Source organism: Sporosarcina sp. UB5 (assembly GCF_050859005.1).
GTDB lineage: Bacteria > Bacillota > Bacilli > Bacillales_A > Planococcaceae > Sporosarcina.
The window spans coordinates 2,426,631-2,443,793 of record NZ_CP125984.1; the positions used below are offsets into that span (position 1 = coordinate 2,426,631).

A 17,163-nucleotide genomic window follows, 5' to 3' on the forward strand; every position below is an offset into this window, starting at 1 on the left:
CCGAATAATGGATGTAAATGATTTTGATTTTGAATTACCGGAAAAACTCATCGCACAAACACCACTTAAAGACAGGACAGCAAGCAAGTTAATGGTCTTGGATAAAGAGACGAAGAGCGTCAAACATTGTCAGTTCCGTCAAATTGTAGACGAGCTAGAGGAAGGCGATGTCATCGTCCTAAACGATACACGCGTCCTTCCAGCCCGTCTAATTGGCACGAAAAAAGATACAGGTGCGTCAATTGAAGTGCTACTTCTAAAGGAAACAAGCGCTAACGAATGGGAAACACTAGTGAAACCTGCAAAGCGGGTAAAGGTTGGAACTGTCGTAACATTCGGGGACGGCAGGTTAGAAGCGGAATGTACAGGAATCCTTGAACAAGGCGGAAGGATATTCAAATTCCGCTATGAAGGTATTTTCTATGAAATACTCGATTCGCTCGGCCGGATGCCTCTACCTCCGTATATTACAGAGACGCTTGATGATCAATCACGGTACCAAACCGTCTTTGCGAAAGAAAGAGGTTCAGCAGCTGCGCCTACTGCGGGTCTTCATTTCACAGAAGAGATTTTGCAGGCTATTAAAGATAAAGGTGTCAGTATCGAGTTCATCACTTTACATGTCGGATTAGGGACATTCCGCCCGGTTAGCGTAGATGCGATCGAGGACCATACGATGCACGCAGAATATTATCACGTGACCGAAAAGGCAGCGAATGCAATTAACGAAACGAAGGCGAGAGGTGGAAACGTCATTGCAGTCGGCACGACGTCGGCGCGTACACTTGAAACAATCGCTTCACAAAATGATGGGAAAATCGTCCCTTCTAGCGGTTGGACATCGATATTTATTTATCCTGGATATCAGTTCAGTATTCTCGACGGCATGCTGACAAACTTCCACTTGCCGAAATCGACTTTGATCATGCTTATTTCCGCGATGGTCTCACGAGAGCGTATACTGGACGCTTATAAAGAAGCGGTGAAGGAGGAGTATCGTTTCTTCAGTTTCGGGGATGCGATGTTCATCAAACCACCAAAAAAGTAATGGGATAAAAATTCCCAAAATGGAAAGGATCGTACTACATGGCAGCAATTACTTACGAACATATAAAAACGTGTAAGCAGACGGGGGCTCGTCTCGGCATCGTTCATACACCGCATGGTTCTTTTGAAACACCGGCATTTATGCCAGTCGGGACGCAAGCAACTGTGAAGACAATGTCACCTGAGGAATTGAAGGAGATGGGTGCCGGTATTATCCTCGGCAATACGTATCATCTATGGCTTCGTCCAGGAAATGACGTTATTAAAGAAGCTGGCGGCCTCCATAAATTCATGAACTGGGATCGGCCGATTCTGACCGATTCAGGCGGATTTCAAGTGTTTTCATTAAGTAAATTTAGGAAGATCGAAGAGGAAGGCGTACATTTCCGTCATCATTTGAACGGTAGCAAGCTTTTCCTTAGCCCAGAAAAAGCGATGGAAATCCAAAACGATCTTGGTTCAGATATTATGATGGCTTTCGATGAATGTCCACCTTATCCAGCGACATTCGAATATATGAAAGCAAGCGTAGAGAGAACTTCAAGATGGGCGGAGCGGTGCCTAAAAGCCCATGCGCGTCCACAGGACCAAGCACTTTTTGGCATTGTGCAAGGGGGCGAATTCGAGGAACTTCGCAAACAAAGTGCAAGAGATCTCGTTTCACTCGACTTCCCTGGATATGCAATCGGAGGATTGTCCGTCGGTGAGCCGAAGGACGTCATGAATCGTGCACTTGACTTTACGACGCCATTATTGCCGGAAAACAAACCGCGATATTTAATGGGTGTCGGCTCTCCAGATTCTTTAATTGACGGAGCGATCCGTGGAGTGGATATGTTTGACTGCGTATTGCCAACAAGAATCGCAAGAAATGGGACATTGATGACGAGCGAAGGACGTGTCGTCGTGAAAAACGCAAAATACGAGCGTGATTTCGGACCATTAGATCCGAATTGCGATTGTTATGCATGTAAAAACTACAGCAGAGCATATATCCGTCACTTAATCCGTGCGAATGAAACGTTCGGTATCCGATTAACTTCCTACCACAATCTTCACTTCCTACTACGATTGATGGAACAGATTAGGGAGGCAATTCGCAATGATCGTCTAGGCGATTTTCGTGAAGAATTTTTTGAACAATACGGATTTAATAAACCAAATGCAAAAAACTTTTGAATCTTGTATAATGAACCGAGAAGAGGGGGGAAGAAAATGAATGATATGTTCGGTACGTTACTACCAATTATTGCGATGTTCGCAATCATGTGGTTCCTGTTGATTAGACCTGCGCAAAAAAGGCAAAAACAGACAAAACAAATGCAAGAAAGCTTGAAGCGTGGCGATAAAGTCATTACAATTGGTGGCCTTCACGGCGTCATCGATGCTGTTGATGACACATCTGTCTATTTGAAAGTTGCAGACGGCACAACATTGCAATTCGATAGACAAGCTGTCGGTCGAGTTGTCGATGCAAGCGCATCTTAATCGTATTCATGTTCAAAGAGGTTGTTTCACAGTGATGTAACTGTGAGACCACCTCTTTTTCATTTGGGTATATTCCTGTACAGGAAAAGGTATGCTTTCCTGGAAAGGAGGGATACATGATGAACGATCTCATAATCATCGGATTCAGGACGATTTTATTATATGTGATTGTCCTGATTGTACTTAGAGTCATGGGAAAAAGGGAAGTTGGCGAGTTAAGTGTTATCGACGTAGTTGTCTTTATCATCATGGCTGAAGTTGTAGCGCTATCAATTGAATCTCCCGATAAAAAGTTGATTCACTCCATTTTCCCAGTGCTCCTGCTACTCTGCATCCAACTGATAACTTCTTATCTTTCCTTAAAGAGCAAAAAGTTTAGGGACATCGTCGATGGAGATCCGACTTTAATCATACAAGATGGAATTATCCAAGAAGAGCAGATGCGAAAGCAACGATACAACTTGGATGATTTATTCCAACAGCTCCGCGAGCAACAAATCGGATCCGTACGAGATGTGTCTTATGCATATTTGGAGCCTTCCGGAAATTTGTCTGTATTCACAAACGATAACACCCAACCCGTCCTTGCCCTCATATCTGACGGTGTCATTCAAAGCCGTCACGTCAAATTGATTGGTAAATCAGAAGAGTGGCTCGTAAACGAGTTGAAAAACAAAGGTGTGAATGACGTGGAACAGGTCTTTTATTGTTCATTCGAAGATGGGAACCTACACTTTCAACTTAAAGAAAAGTATCAGTAAATTTTCGTCAGTCTTTTCAGCATTAGGATATCGTTTTTCTTCACTTGCCCAAATAGCAACAAGATGACAAGGAGGAATACTGTTGTAATGATACATTCAGTTAACAATCCGACTTGCCCGATTGGAATGAAGATAGGTCGTATAACTGCTGTCATGATGAAGGATACATAAGGCAAGGCGAACATCGTAAATCCGGCTGCAGCAGCTTTGTTTTTCCGCAACGTTGCTATATGGAGGAAAGAAGTGACAAGAACTCCGAATCCGATTGCAAGCACGGCACCAGTTTCCTGCAATCCGGGCTGGGATGCTAGTATGAACATAACTCCCAACTTCGCAATTCCTCCATATACCGAATTCATCATCCCGGCTTTCGCATCTCCTGTCGCTTGCAAAATGGAGTACAACGGGCTTTGGATGTAATAAAAGAAAAAGATTGGTGCTAACAACGACATATACGACCCGCCTTCGCTAATACGGAAAAGTTTCTCTGCAAGCTCCTGCCCGTGGATATAAAATACGGCTGCGGCAAAAGCACCCGTTAAGGCAGAAAGGCGCAAAGCTAAATGGATACGCTCTTGAAGCTTTTTCTTGTTACTAGAAGCAGCAGCCCCACTCACAGCGGGTACGAGCACGACAGACAACGCGTAAGGAATGAATGAGGGGAAGAGTAGCAAAGGAATGAGAACACCTGAGATGACCCCATAGAGCGACGTAGCGGCAACTGCCCCGACTCCAGCCATAGAAAGGGCACGCAAAAAAATGATTGGTTCAAGGAACCATGTAAATGTGCCAAATAATCTGCTTCCGGATGACGGGAGGGCGATGGAAAGAAGTGGCTCCATCGGATACCGTACTTTTTTTTGTACAGGCTTCCTTTCACGACGTTTATGTTGTTGATATTTGAATAAAAGATAACAGGCGGACAGCCCTTCCGCTAGCAATGTAATGCCCATTGCATAAGCGGCATTCATCGGATTATTATTTGGGACCAGTAACATTGGCAAGAGCCAAGTAATTAATACAATACGGAACAATTGTTCAATAATTTGAGACCAAGCTGTTTCTTCGATTCTGACAATCCCTTGAAAATATCCACGGATCAACCCGCAAACAGCAGCAATCGGAATGATTGCAATTCCAACATATAATGTAGTGGAAGTAGCTGCACTCCCTAATAATGTTTCCGATAAATAGGGAATGAATAGAATGGATAATGGGATGAATATTGCCCCTGTGAAAATTGTTATAAAAGTCGCAGTCCTCATCACAGCAGGAAGCTTTGCAGTTTCGCCTTTCACTTTCAGCTCAGCAATCACCTTCGCTACTGCAATTGGCACACCAAGTTGAACGAGAGAAAGGAAAAATATAAAAGCAGGATACGCAGTCATATAAATCCCGACAGCTTCTTCTCCAGCAACTCGCATGAACTGGATACGATAAACAAATCCTAATAGCTTGGACATGAAAACCGCAATCATTAGTATGGCAGTTCCACGGATGAAAGTGGACAATATAAACAACTCCTTCTCAATTCCGGTCAATTCGTATACACTAAATCTATGCATAGGTTTGTCTATTTACGACTGAACGGGAAAGGAATGGGGAAGGTGACAATTCAATTCGAACAAATATTCAAACATGCACTACCTGCTATTCAGAGCAAGAGGGATGAGTTCCGTCTATACGGTTATTCAACAGTGACGAATGAAGAAGTTTGGAAATATTGCATTCGTAAAAAATGGCGGAAAAAAGATGTATCGACGATGCGGATTCATGAGGTAGTAAATGGTGTATTGCAAATTACTCCCGCGGAATTCATGACGTATACACAAATCGAGGAACAAAGGGGTTCAAATTGGTTTTCAGAATTGAACAGCGATGAGTTGCAGCTACTCCTTTCACCTAGAAGCAAGTAACTATCGTCGTTTCTATGAATGTCCAACTATTTGACAGATGCTATCGTCTGTTTCATAATTGGATTGTTGTATTTTTCTTAAAAACTGTACATAGCAATTGTCTAACCGCTCCACGTACAGAGGGGGAACTAACTTATGAAAAAAAGAAGCCGGATAGTAGCGTTTCTATTATTGCTCGTCATGTTAGGATCATTAATTGGCGCTACGACAAGTCCGATTTTAAAAGATGTACGACTTGGTCTTGATTTGCAAGGGGGCTTTGAAGTCCTTTATGAAGTCCAAGAACTGAAGGAAGGTCAAAAGATTACTGAAGACGTCGTCGCTGATACAGCAAGCGCTCTTCGTGACCGTGTCGACGTACTTGGAGTAAGTGAACCAGTTATCCAAGTTGAATCGAATAACAGGATTCGTGTGCAATTGGCTGGTGTGGAAGATCAGGAATCAGCCCGTGAGCTATTATCAACACAAGCAAACCTAACATTTAGGGATGCAGAAGATAATTTGCTGTTGGACGGAACCGATCTGAAGGAAGGAAAAGCGAAGGCGAACTTCGGGCAAACGGGAAATCCGGTCGTTACGTTGGAAATGAAAGATCCGGACAAGTTTGGTCAAGTGACGTCACAAGTAGCTGCGAAACGACCTGAAAACGTCATGGTCATTTGGCTCGACTTTGAAGAAGGTGTCGATTCATTTAAAGAGGAAGCGCAAAAAGCAAATCCGAAATTTATTTCTGCTCCATACGTTCACCATACAATCAACTCATCTAACGTTGAAATTTCAGGCAGCTTTACAATGGAAGAGACGAAGCATTTGGCTGGAATTTTAAATGCCGGTGCACTACCTGTCCATCTGGAAGAGATTTACTCTACGTCTGTTGGTGCTCAATTCGGTGCACAAGCATTGGATAAAACGATTGTCGCGGGCATTGTCGGTATTTCACTAATCTTCATCTTTATGTTGGTTTATTATCGAGTACCAGGATTTGTGGCGGTCGCTACATTATCCGTCTATATTTATCTCATCCTTCTCGTCTTCACTCGTATTAATGGCGTGTTGACGCTCCCAGGTATTGCAGCACTTATGCTCGGGGTTGGGATGGCGGTCGACGCGAATATCTTAACATACGAGCGGATTAGAGAAGAATTGCGAGTAGGAAAATCGGTAAGAACTGCCTTCACCGCAGGGGCAAAATCGGCATTTACGGCAATATTAGATGCTAACATAACGACGTTGCTCGCAGCTGTTGTCCTTTTCATCTTTGGGACAAGTTCTGTTAAAGGTTTTGCGACAATGTTAATTATTAGTATTCTCGTCAGCTTCTTGACTGCCGTTTGGGGATCCCGACTATTGTTAGGACTTCTAGTGAACAGTGGTTTGCTTGACGGTAAAACAAGCCTATTCGGTATATCGAAGAAGCGTATCCACGCAGTTGAAGAGGAAGTGGATACTCTTGACCTTACGACGAAATTCGACCGTTTCGATTTTGTTGCAACACGCAAGAAATTCTATGTACTTTCTTCAATTTTGCTTATTTCCGGTGTCATTGTTCTTGGCATCTTTAAGTTAAATTTAGGAATCGACTTTTCCAGTGGTACGCGCGTTGAAATACTGTCAGAGAAACCATTATTGACAGAAGAGATTTCAACGACTTTGGAAGAGATTGGACACCCATCATCCGATATCGTAATTTCAGGTGAGAAGAAAAATATCGGAGTTGTCCGCTATAAGGATGAATTCACGCAGGAACAAGTAAATAAAATAAAGTCAGATCTTACAGCCCGCTACGGTGCAGATCCTAATATTTCGACTGTATCGTCTACAGTTGGTAAGGAACTTGCAAAAAATGCATTATACGCATTGCTCTATGCGGCATTAGGAATCGTCGTCTATGTCGCATTCCGTTTCGAATGGCGAATGGGTGTATCATCGATCATCGGGCTTATCCATGATGCGTTTTTCATGGTTGCAGTATTTAGCATTTCGAGGCTCGAAGTGGATATCACTTTCATTGCAGCTGTATTGACGATTGTCGGATATTCGATCAACGATACAATCGTTACGTTTGACCGAATTAGAGAAAATATGCATAAAATTGGCAAGATTAACGACGCGAAAGAATTGGCTGATATCGTCAATAAATCACTTCGTCAAACGTTAGGTCGTTCAGTGAACACCGTTTTAACAGTCATCTTTGTCGTCGTCGCATTAATCGCTCTTGGAGCGGAAGCGATTCGTCCATTCTCGATTGCTTTACTAATCGGATTGCTTGCGGGAACGTATTCTTCCATCTTCATTTCGGCTCAAATTTGGTTTGACTTGAAGAAGAAGGAACTTGAAAAAACGGGAAGCTTGAAAGTTGATAAAGAGAAAAAACAATGGGGTTCAGACGAACCGGTAGTCTAATGACTACGTTTCTATTAACGTTTCAAACCTCTATAAAACAGGGTATACATAAGTGTATATCCTGTTTTTAATTTTGATAAAAGGAAGTGAAGAAGAATGAAGATGCAATGGTCGTTACTACTTAGTATTCTGTTCGCCATCATCATTGCTGTGTTCGCTATTTTAAATATTGAATCCGTCCAAGTGAACTATTTGTTCGGAAAAGCCCAATTACCACTCATTCTTGTCATTCTTTTCACAGCACTGCTCGGGGCGGCGATTAGTGGCTTTTTGTCCATGTTTAAATCAATCCGTGCCAACCGGCAAATTAATATGTTGAAAAAAGATATGACTGCAAAGGAAATTACGATTGCATCTCAACAAAATGAAATAGCTGAATTGCAAAAGTTAGTCAATATTGGAGTGAATGAAGAGAAGGTTGATGGAGCAAAATAAAACAGAGCACCCTAATAGAGGGTGCTTTTTCACGAACTCAATCGTTTACTCATTAATTTGCTTCCAATCCGCGAATCCCCTTTAAGAGTATGCTTACTTCCTATATAATGGGCATAAGAGGATGTGAGCCATTTTGATAGAACCGATGAAAATATGGACGATTAATCGTCCAGATGAAACAATCGTAAATACATTTATAGAAGAGCTTAGTATCCCATCAATCCATGCGAAAATCCTCGTTTCAAGAGGCTTTACGGATGTAGAGGAAGCTAAGTCCTTTTTATATATGGAAGAAAATTGCCTGCATGACCCTTTTTTACTCTTTGATATGGAAAAAGCGGTGGAACGCATTCAGCAAGCGATTGAAACAGGCGAAAGAATCACTATTTACGGAGATTACGATGCAGACGGTGTGACGAGTGTTACCGTTTTGACAACTGCTCTTGAACAGCTAGGTGCGAACGTTAATTTTGCGATTCCGAATCGTTTTGAACATGGATATGGACCGAATATCGAGCTGTTTACTAAATTGCACGAGGAAGGTACTTCACTGATCATTACTGTCGATAACGGTATTTCAGGACTGGAGGCAGTTGCCTACGCGAAATCTGTCGGAATGGGCGTTATCGTGACGGATCACCATGAAATTGGAGATGAACTCCCGGTAGCAGATGCGATTATCCATCCGCGACATCCTGAAGGAAGTTATCCTTTTGGCGAACTTGCAGGTGTAGGCGTTGCATTTAAATTGGCTTTTGCTTTACTAGGTGAAGTGCCTGAAGAACTGTATGAAATTGCGGCAATTGGTACTGTTGCAGATCTTGTTCCGCTAAAGGGTGAAAACAGGTTCATCGTTAAGGAAGGGATCCGGCGGATGCGGACGTCCCGAAGACCTGCAATCCAAGCACTCGTTAAAGTGAGTGGTACCGAACAGTATGCGCTTTCCGAGGAGTCTCTCGGCTTTATGATCGGACCAAGATTAAATGCTCCAGGACGTCTTGGAAGTGCAGATCCTGCTGTCTATTTGCTGAAAACGGAAGATAGCTTGGAAGCGATGACGATTGCAGAACAATTGGACACGTTGAACAAGGAAAGACAGGCACTCGTCACTAACATCGTCGAAGAGGCGGAACAGGTGATGAGTGATATGTACGGAGATATGCTACCGTATGTTATCGTCATTGCAGGAGAAGGCTGGAATCCAGGTGTTGTCGGTATTGTTGCATCTCGATTGACGGAGAAATATTATAGGCCGTCAATCGTATTATCTATAGATAATGATACAGGAATCGCGAAAGGTTCCGGACGAAGTATCGCAGGTTTTGATTTATTCAAAGAGCTTTCGAAAACTGCAGACCTGTTGCCGCATTTTGGTGGGCATGAGATGGCGGCGGGTATGTCGCTTCCGGTAGAGAATGTAGAAGTATTTCGAGACCGATTGAACAATCAGGGGAAAATAAGTTTGACAGATGAGATGCTGACACCAAAATTACAAATCGATGTCCCACTTGAAATCGGAGAGATTGATGTTGATGTGTTAGAAGCAATGGAGCTGCTCCGTCCATTTGGAATATCGTTTGAGAAGCCTGTTTTTTTAATCGAAAACCTTTCCGCGTCATCAGTGAGAAAAATAGGTGCAGCGAAAAATCATTTAAAACTCGAACTGTCTGATGGAATAGATACACTTGACGTCATTGGCTTTGGCAATGGGGACATCGCTGACGAAATGAGCCCTGCTATTACATTGTCCGTCACTGGTGATCTTCAAGTGAATGAATGGAATGGACGTAAAAAACCGCAAATGCTGCTTTCGGATATCCAGTCAAAAGATCGCCAGTTGTTCGACTTGCGTGGCATTCGAGAGCCGAATCGTTGGATTTCCATTATTCCAGAAAAAAACAATGTTTTTGTTGCCTTTCAAAAAACATCGATTGCATATTTCCAACCGGTTCTTGGAAATAAACAAATTCATCATTTCGGTCAAGATGAGTTATCGGGAACCGATAATGTAGTCATTTTAGATATGCCTCCTGGAACAGAACAAATGAAAGAGTTAATCGAAAAAACGAATCCGAAAAGGGTGTATGCCCATTTTTACGTCAATGAATCATTGTATTTTGAAGGGATTCCGAGTCGCGAGCAATTTGGCTGGTATTACAGCTTTTTGAAAAAGCGAGGCTCGTTTGATTTGCGAAAGCAAGTGCAAGAATTATCGAAGCATCGAGGGTGGAAGATTGACACAATATATTTCATGACAAAGGTGTTTTCTGAGCTTGGATTTGTTAAGATAGAAAATGGTCTTGCTTATGTTGCGGAGGATGCGGAGAAGAAAAGTCTTTCTGAGGCTCCTTCCTACAAAGAGAGAGAGCGTCAAATCAAATTGGAACAGATGCTTGTCTACGCACCATATATCGAATTGAAAAAGTGGTTTGATGAAATTTGTAAAGAAACTGCCAATAGGGAGGAACAAGTATGGATTTGAAAAGTTTCGTGACAATCGTCCCGGACTATCCAAAAGAAGGTATTAGTTTTAAAGATATTACAACAATTATGGATAATGGAGAAGCGTATAAATACGCGACCGATCAGATTGTTGAGTTTGCAAAGAAAGTCGGAACGGATATTATTGTCGGTCCTGAAGCGAGGGGATTCATTATCGGATGTCCAGTTGCGTACGCGTTGGAAGTCGGTTTCGCACCGGTCCGAAAGCCAGGTAAATTACCTCGCGAAACGATTGCTGTTGAATATGAACTTGAATACGGCACGGATTCATTAACGATTCATAATGATGCCATCAAGCCTGGTCAACGTGTGTTGATCGTTGACGATCTACTTGCAACAGGTGGTACAGTCGGTGCAACAGTCGAACTCGTGGAAAAACTTGGCGGGGTAGTTGCTGGATGCGCATTCCTCATCGAACTGTCATACTTAAATGGCCGCGAGAAGCTAAAAGGCTACGATATTCAAGCGCTAATTACTTATTAATGAAAAGAGCCTCCGCAAAAACTGCGGAGGCTTTTTTAGTATAAGGGCTTTACATTCTTATCGGTTTATACATACAATAGAATTATCTTTAATTTTTTTGCGGATTTAGTCGAAAGGAGTAGGGAAATGGCGAAAAACCGTGACATGACGGCAGAAGAGATATTTGAAATCGTTGCCTCATATATGAATGGACAGCATGTCGCGTTCGTCAAAAAGGCGTATAAGGCGGCGGAGGCTGCTCATGAAGGTCAATTCAGAAGTTCAGGTGAACCGTATATTCTTCACCCTATACAAGTGGCAGGGATTTTAGCAGAACTGCAAATGGATCCTTCCACAGTCGCTGCCGGTTTTCTCCATGATGTTGTGGAGGATACAGACGTAAGCCGTGAGGACATCATTCACGAATTTGGTGAAGAAGTAGCGATGCTTGTCGACGGCGTGACGAAACTTGAAAAGTTGAAGTTCAAATCGAATGAGGAAAAAAAGGCAGAAAACCACCGCAAAATGTTCATTGCGATGGCGAGAGATATCCGGGTCATTCTCATTAAGCTAGCGGACCGTCTCCATAATATGAGGACATTGAAACATGTCTCTGAAGAAAAGCAACGTAGGGTGGCGGCTGAGACTCTCGATATTTTCGCACCGCTTGCACATCGGCTTGGAATTTCCACAATTAAGTGGGAATTGGAAGACACTGCACTCCGTTATTTGAATCCTCAACAATATTATCGAATTGTCAATATGATGAAGCGAAAACGGAATGAGCGGGAACAGTATTTAATGAACGTCATGGATACGATACGTGCTGAAATAGCTGAAATGGGTATTGAAGCAGAAATAAATGGTAGGCCGAAACACTTGTATTCCATTTACCGCAAAATGATTTTGCAAAACAAGGAATTCAATGAAATTTACGATCTACTTGCTATCCGCATCATCGTCAACAGCATAAAGGATTGTTATGCAGTGCTCGGCATCATCCATACGTTATGGAAACCGATGCCGGGAAGATTTAAAGACTATATCGCCATGCCGAAACAAAACCTTTATCAATCTATCCATACAACGGTAGTCGGTCCTGCGGGAGATCCGCTTGAAGTCCAAATACGGACTGAGGAAATGCATCGGATTGCTGAATACGGGGTTGCGGCGCATTGGGCATATAAAGAGGGGAAAGTCGTCTCGGAAAAACCGGACAATATTGATTCTAAACTGAAGTGGTTCCGTGAAATACTTGAATTTCAGAATGAATCATCCAACGCTGAAGAATTTATGGAGTCGCTAAAATTCGATTTGTTTTCGGATATGGTGTACGTTTTCACGCCGAATGGCGATGTTATCGAGATTCCTAAAGGATCGGTACCAATCGATTTTGCATACCGGGTCCACTCCGAAGTCGGAAATCGCACGATTGGTGCCAAAGTGAACGGTAAGATTGTTCCGTTAGATACGGAGTTGTTTACAGGAGATATTGTCGAAATACTCACATCGAAGCAATCATTCGGACCGAGTCGCGATTGGTTGAAAATCGCAAACACGTCACAAGCGAGAAATAAAATTCGTCAATTTTTCAAGAAGCAATTACGGGAAGACAATATAATTAAAGGCGCTGAACTTGTTGAGAGGGAAGTGAAGTTGCAGGAGTTTGAGCCAAAAGCAGTCCTCACACCTGAAAATATTCGGCGAGCGATTGATAAATTTAGTTTTACTTCTGAAGAGGACATGTATGCAGCGGTCGGTTCCAATGGTATAACCGCACAGCAAGTCGTGAACAGGCTCACGGAAAAAATCCGCCGGGAGCGCGATCAACAAGACGCAATCGATAAAATCGTATCTGATATGAAGGCGCCTCAACAAGTTCGGACGACGGAATCCGGAGTCATTGTTAAAGGATTAGAAAACTTGCTTATTCGACTTTCAAAATGCTGCAATCCAATTCCTGGTGACGAAATTGTCGGCTTCATTACGAAAGGTCGTGGTGTTTCTGTCCACCGCGCAGATTGTCCAAACATTCTCACCGACGAAGACAATGATCGTCTTATTGAAGTTGAATGGTCGGTCGATACGAAAAGTGAACGGAAAGAATTCCAAGTCGATATTGAAATTTCAGCATTTGACCGTCAAGGCTTGCTGAATGAAGTGATGATGATGGTCGCTGACTCGAAAACGCCAATCGTGGCAGTTAGCGGGAAAGCAGATCGTGAAAAACTTGCGAAAATTAGCATGACGATAAAAATTACAGATATTTCCCATTTGCATAGAATTGTCGAACGGATTAAACAAATACGCGATATTTATTCTGTACAACGGGTAATCCATTAAACGGGAAGGTGTTTCCATGAAAGTCGTTTTACAAAGATCTGGCGAGGCTTCTGTCACTGTCGATGGTGAAGTGACTGGCTCTATCCGTAAAGGATATGTCCTCCTTGTCGGCATTACACATGACGATACGAAGGAGGACGCCGACTATATTGCGAAAAAAATCGCAGGGCTTCGTCTTTGGGAGGATGAAGAAGGGAAGATGAATCGTTCCATCGATGAAGTGGATGGCGAAATCCTTTCCGTATCCCAATTCACGCTATATGGTGACGTGAGAAAAGGCCGCCGTCCAAGCTTTATTGACGCGGCGAGGCCAGAAAAAGCGGAACCAATTTGGAATTATTTTAACGACGCGCTTCGGGAGCAAGGTTTGACCGTTGAAACAGGCGTGTTTGGAGCTATGATGGATGTAAGTCTTGTCAATGATGGTCCTGTGACGATCATTATCGAATCGAAGTAATTGAAATCGCAGCCTTTATACGTATAGGTTGCGATTTTTTTTGCGTAAGCTCTTATTTTTAATTCCTATACGAAAAACACCATGGAACTCTAGATTCCATGGTGTTTATTAATTCGCGTCGAAATGATTGAGAAGACCTTGGTAAATTCCGTGCGTTGCTTGCTCGCGAAACATTTCAGTCGTCAAAATTCGTTCCTCGGACGGATTCGACAAAAATCCTAATTCGATGAGGATGGAATTCTGACGGTTTTCCCGTAATACTAAAAAGTTAGCAGGCTGCGCACCGCGATTCCGTAGCGTAATCGTCGAGGCTAGTCCATCATTAATAGCAGATGCTAACGATTTTTGATTGTTATGTGTGTAATACGTCGTAAATCCACTAATTGACGTATCGGGATTCGCATCGTAATGGATGCTAACGAACGCATCTGCGTCCGACTGTTGGCTAATAGCGACGCGCTTGCGTAATGAGACGTACGTGTCCGACTCGCGTGTCATTACGACATTCGCCCCTGCCGCCTTCAGCTTTGCAGACAACAGCTCCGCAGTCATTAACGTCAACAATTTCTCATCCGTACCTTGCATGCCGGTCGTACCACGATCATTACCGCCATGGCCCGCATCGACAACAATTGTGAGTCCCTTTAACGTGCCTGGCACTCTGGCCGTTTTCTTCTCTTTATCGTGTTGTTCCGTCAGTGCGACGTCACCTGTTGAAACGACCCATTTGGCAATGAAAGCCGTTTCCCCTGAAGGAAGCGAAATCGTATACCAATCGTTTTCTTCCCCGGTAACTGTAAATTTCTCACCTGCGTTCGCTCTCGTCACGATTGATGATGAAGTTGTTGCGGAAGAGCGAATATTTGTCCCGTTTGTTAGGACAGTTACTTTTTTGTTACTAGCTACAGCATTGCTGTCAACTATATTCTTTGCGCCAAGTGTGCCGTGGAATGAGTACACCCATCCGTCTGATTTCTTACCTAATGAAAGGCGTACCCAGTTCCCGTCAACTTCTTCAACGTTATAGGATTCGCCTTTTCGAATTAACGCGACTTTCTTTGACGATAAATTAGGCTCTTTTCTAACATTTAGTGCATCGACCGATACGGTGAATTGTTCAGGACTTTTCGAATCAGCCTTATTTTCTGTGCGAGCTTGACTATTTTCACTTTCCTGAAGTTCAGTAATGTAAGCAGTATGTACCCAACCGTCCATGCCATTTTTGACGATGGAAGCCCATTCTCCTCGCTGGCCTGTTGACAGGGCTGCTTCACCTGCATTCATTTGTCCAATGACTGCTGCGCTCAGTGAAGGTTCAGTTCGGATGTTCAACGCGTTCACTTTCGAGACGACGGTCTTTTCTGTAAGTCCCTTCGCTACATCGCTTACGACAAGCCATGAAGCAATCCAGCCTGTGCGTGAACTCGATTTAATTTCGAACCAATCGCCAGATGTCGACAACACTTCTGCTCGTTCTCCCTTTTTCATGGAACCGATGACTGGATACGTAAGTCCAGGACCTGAACGGACATTTAGGGATTTTGTATTGATAATAATTGTTTCGCCTTTTGCAGAAATTATCGGCATCTCGTAAACAATTGAAGCGAAAAGGATGATAGCTAGAATCCATTTGCTAAATTTCGACAAACTACCACTCTCCCTTTTTTCCATTGTAGAAGTTTTATGAAGAAAAAACCACAATGAAATGAAAAAGGTTGACACTTTCCGAATGAATGATTAAGATTATGGTTAATTCAAAACAACTATTTGCCGAAGACATGGAAAGTAACTATATTGCAGGCTGACAAGAGAGAGGTGGACGTGGCTGAAATCCACCTTACAGACGGATATAGTGAACAACACCATTGAGGCTCCGTGCTGAACAAGTTTTTTCAGTAGGTGCGGACGGAACCGGCCGTTATCCGGGTACGAGTGGGCATATGCAATTTGTGCCAATTTGGGTGGAACCGCGGAAGCTAACGTAAGCTCTCGTCCCTTGTGTAAACAAGGGATGGGGGCTTTTTTTAGTTTTCATGGCAAAACAAATAGAGCGAAAGAAGGGGAAGTCAAATGAATTTCAAAGTTCCAAGAGGGACACAGGACATCCTGCCTTCCGAGTCGTGGAAATGGCAGAAAGTCGAATCGATTATCCGTGATCTTTGCGACACGTACCGTTATAAGGAAATCAGAACGCCGATTTTCGAGCAGACCGAATTGTTTCAGAGGACAGTTGGAGATACTACTGATATTGTAACAAAAGAAATGTACACGTTTACGGATCGAGGGAACCGCTCCATGACTCTTCGTCCGGAAGGTACAGCTCCGGTCGTCCGTTCATTCGTCGAGAATAAAATGTTTGGTTATCCTGATCAGCCTGTAAAACTTTACTACCAAGGTCCGATGTTCCGCTACGAGCGTCAGCAAGCTGGGCGCTATCGTCAATTCGTCCAATTCGGAGTAGAAGCAATTGGTAGCGCAGACCCGGCAATCGATGCTGAAGTAATTGCTTTGGCGATGAATGTTTATAAACGTGCGGGATTGAAGGATGTGAAGCTCGTCCTCAATTCATTGGGCGACAGCGAATCAAGAAATGCGCATAGGGATGCGCTCGTTGAACACTTCACACCGCACATCGGTGAATTTTGTTCGGATTGCCAATCACGGCTAGAGAAAAACCCACTCCGCATCCTCGACTGCAAAGTGGACCGTGAACATCCTTTGATGCAAACTGCGCCATCATTGGCTAATTATTTGAATGAGCAATCTGCAACTTATTTCGAACAAGTGAAAAACTATTTGGACGAAGTAGGCATTTCCTATGAACTCGATCCGAACTTAGTTCGTGGGCTTGATTATTACAATCACACTGCTTTTGAAATTATGAGTACCGCATCCGGATTCGGGGCGATTACAACGCTTTGCGGTGGCGGCCGATACAACGGATTGGCAGAGGAAATCGGGGGTCCATCCGCTCCTGGTATCGGTTTCGGAATGAGCATCGAGCGACTATTATTAGCTCTCGAAGCAGAAGGAAAGTCGTTTACCCAGGATGCTGAGCTAGACGTCTATATCGTTACTCTTGACGAGACGGCACACCGGAAAGGCTTCAAGTTATTGAATGAACTTAGAGCTGCTGGTATCCGCGCGGATATGGACTATATGGACCGTAAAATGAAAGCTCAAATGAAATCGGCGGACCGGTTCAACGCGAGCGCAGTCATCGTCATCGGTGAAGATGAAGTAGAAGGGAAAGTAGTACAGCTGAAAAATATGGCTGACGGCTCCCAAGAAACGGTCGAAGATACAAACATTATTGAAAAAATTAAAGATCAGTTGAAATAAGGAAGGT

At 43.3% G+C, this 17,163-nt stretch carries 14 protein-coding genes and 1 other annotated feature; of the genes, 12 read left to right on the forward strand and 2 right to left on the reverse strand.

The features are described 5' to 3' along the window. Nucleotides 1–7: 7 nt before the first annotated feature. The 4 genes from queA (at nt 8) to QM454_RS12240 (ending at nt 3,296) form a co-directional block, all read left to right on the forward strand. The gene (gene queA, locus QM454_RS12225) at nt 8–1,048 is read left to right on the forward strand and encodes a tRNA preQ1(34) S-adenosylmethionine ribosyltransferase-isomerase QueA (protein ID WP_432358426.1); all 1,041 of its coding nucleotides are present in this window, start codon (nt 8–10) and stop codon (nt 1,046–1,048) included. A 38-nt stretch (nt 1,049–1,086) separates the two neighbouring features. Then, complete coding sequence (gene tgt, locus QM454_RS12230) at nt 1,087–2,226, forward strand: tRNA guanosine(34) transglycosylase Tgt (protein ID WP_432358428.1); 1,140 nt, start codon at nt 1,087–1,089, stop codon at nt 2,224–2,226. A gap of 36 nt (nt 2,227–2,262) precedes the next feature. Beyond that, the gene (gene yajC / locus QM454_RS12235) at nt 2,263–2,535 is read left to right on the forward strand and encodes a preprotein translocase subunit YajC (protein WP_432358429.1); all 273 of its coding nucleotides are present in this window, start codon (nt 2,263–2,265) and stop codon (nt 2,533–2,535) included. A gap of 119 nt (nt 2,536–2,654) precedes the next feature. Continuing rightward, entirely contained in the window at nt 2,655–3,296 is a 642-nt protein-coding gene (locus QM454_RS12240) for a DUF421 domain-containing protein (protein WP_432358431.1), read from the forward strand. Here the strand turns inward: QM454_RS12240 and QM454_RS12245 are convergent. Further along, entirely contained in the window at nt 3,290–4,807 is a 1,518-nt protein-coding gene (locus QM454_RS12245; RefSeq protein WP_432358433.1) for a putative polysaccharide biosynthesis protein, read from the reverse strand. The genes QM454_RS12240 and QM454_RS12245 overlap by 7 nt on opposite strands. Before the next feature lie 96 nt (nt 4,808–4,903). Here QM454_RS12245 and QM454_RS12250 point away from each other — a divergent pair, with 96 nt between their 5' ends. From QM454_RS12250 to dtd, 7 genes are all read left to right on the forward strand, one after another. Then, a complete protein-coding gene (locus QM454_RS12250) occupies nt 4,904–5,212 on the forward strand; it encodes a post-transcriptional regulator (protein ID WP_432358435.1) in 309 nt (102 codons plus the stop codon). A gap of 135 nt (nt 5,213–5,347) precedes the next feature. After that, entirely contained in the window at nt 5,348–7,615 is a 2,268-nt protein-coding gene (secDF, locus tag QM454_RS12255) for a protein translocase subunit SecDF (protein ID WP_432358437.1), read from the forward strand. A 96-nt stretch (nt 7,616–7,711) separates the two neighbouring features. Further along, nucleotides 7,712–8,050, forward strand: coding sequence for a LapA family protein (locus tag QM454_RS12260; protein WP_432358439.1), 339 nt, complete (start codon nt 7,712–7,714; stop codon nt 8,048–8,050). 133 nt (nt 8,051–8,183) lie between these two features. After that, the gene (gene recJ / locus QM454_RS12265) at nt 8,184–10,532 is read left to right on the forward strand and encodes a single-stranded-DNA-specific exonuclease RecJ (protein ID WP_432358441.1); all 2,349 of its coding nucleotides are present in this window, start codon (nt 8,184–8,186) and stop codon (nt 10,530–10,532) included. After that, the gene (locus QM454_RS12270; protein WP_432358442.1) at nt 10,523–11,035 is read left to right on the forward strand and encodes an adenine phosphoribosyltransferase; all 513 of its coding nucleotides are present in this window, start codon (nt 10,523–10,525) and stop codon (nt 11,033–11,035) included. The genes recJ and QM454_RS12270 overlap by 10 nt, the downstream gene beginning before the upstream one ends. 126 nt (nt 11,036–11,161) lie before the next feature. Then, a complete protein-coding gene (locus tag QM454_RS12275; RefSeq protein WP_432358444.1) occupies nt 11,162–13,357 on the forward strand; it encodes a RelA/SpoT family protein in 2,196 nt (731 codons plus the stop codon). A gap of 16 nt (nt 13,358–13,373) precedes the next feature. Continuing rightward, complete coding sequence (gene dtd, locus QM454_RS12280; protein ID WP_432358446.1) at nt 13,374–13,814, forward strand: D-aminoacyl-tRNA deacylase; 441 nt, start codon at nt 13,374–13,376, stop codon at nt 13,812–13,814. Between the two features lie 108 nt (nt 13,815–13,922). Here the strand turns inward: dtd and QM454_RS12285 are convergent, their stop codons facing one another. Next, entirely contained in the window at nt 13,923–15,461 is a 1,539-nt protein-coding gene (locus QM454_RS12285; RefSeq protein WP_432358448.1) for an N-acetylmuramoyl-L-alanine amidase, read from the reverse strand. A 117-nt stretch (nt 15,462–15,578) separates the two neighbouring features. Beyond that, nucleotides 15,579–15,814: a binding site (T-box leader), on the forward strand. Nucleotides 15,815–15,884: 70 nt separating this feature from the next. Between QM454_RS12285 and hisS the strand changes: the two genes are divergently transcribed. Continuing rightward, nucleotides 15,885–17,156, forward strand: coding sequence for a histidine--tRNA ligase (hisS, locus tag QM454_RS12290; protein ID WP_432358450.1), 1,272 nt, complete (start codon nt 15,885–15,887; stop codon nt 17,154–17,156). Nucleotides 17,157–17,163: the final 7 nt, after the last annotated feature.

Bases quoted from the DNA above. Each gene is read 5' to 3' on its own strand.
- dtd (WP_432358446.1), top strand. From the start codon at position 13,374: ATGAAAGTCGTTTTACAAAGATCTGGCGAGGCTTCTGTCACTGTCGAT.
- QM454_RS12240 (WP_432358431.1), top strand. From the start codon at position 2,655: ATGAACGATCTCATAATCATCGGATTCAGGACGATTTTATTATATGTG.
- QM454_RS12270 (WP_432358442.1), top strand. From the start codon at position 10,523: ATGGATTTGAAAAGTTTCGTGACAATCGTCCCGGACTATCCAAAAGAA.
- QM454_RS12275 (WP_432358444.1), top strand. From the start codon at position 11,162: ATGGCGAAAAACCGTGACATGACGGCAGAAGAGATATTTGAAATCGTT.
- yajC (WP_432358429.1), top strand. From the start codon at position 2,263: ATGAATGATATGTTCGGTACGTTACTACCAATTATTGCGATGTTCGCA.
- tgt (WP_432358428.1), top strand. From the start codon at position 1,087: ATGGCAGCAATTACTTACGAACATATAAAAACGTGTAAGCAGACGGGG.
- secDF (WP_432358437.1), top strand. From the start codon at position 5,348: ATGAAAAAAAGAAGCCGGATAGTAGCGTTTCTATTATTGCTCGTCATG.
- QM454_RS12260 (WP_432358439.1), top strand. From the start codon at position 7,712: ATGAAGATGCAATGGTCGTTACTACTTAGTATTCTGTTCGCCATCATC.
- hisS (WP_432358450.1), top strand. From the start codon at position 15,885: ATGAATTTCAAAGTTCCAAGAGGGACACAGGACATCCTGCCTTCCGAG.
- queA (WP_432358426.1), top strand. From the start codon at position 8: ATGGATGTAAATGATTTTGATTTTGAATTACCGGAAAAACTCATCGCA.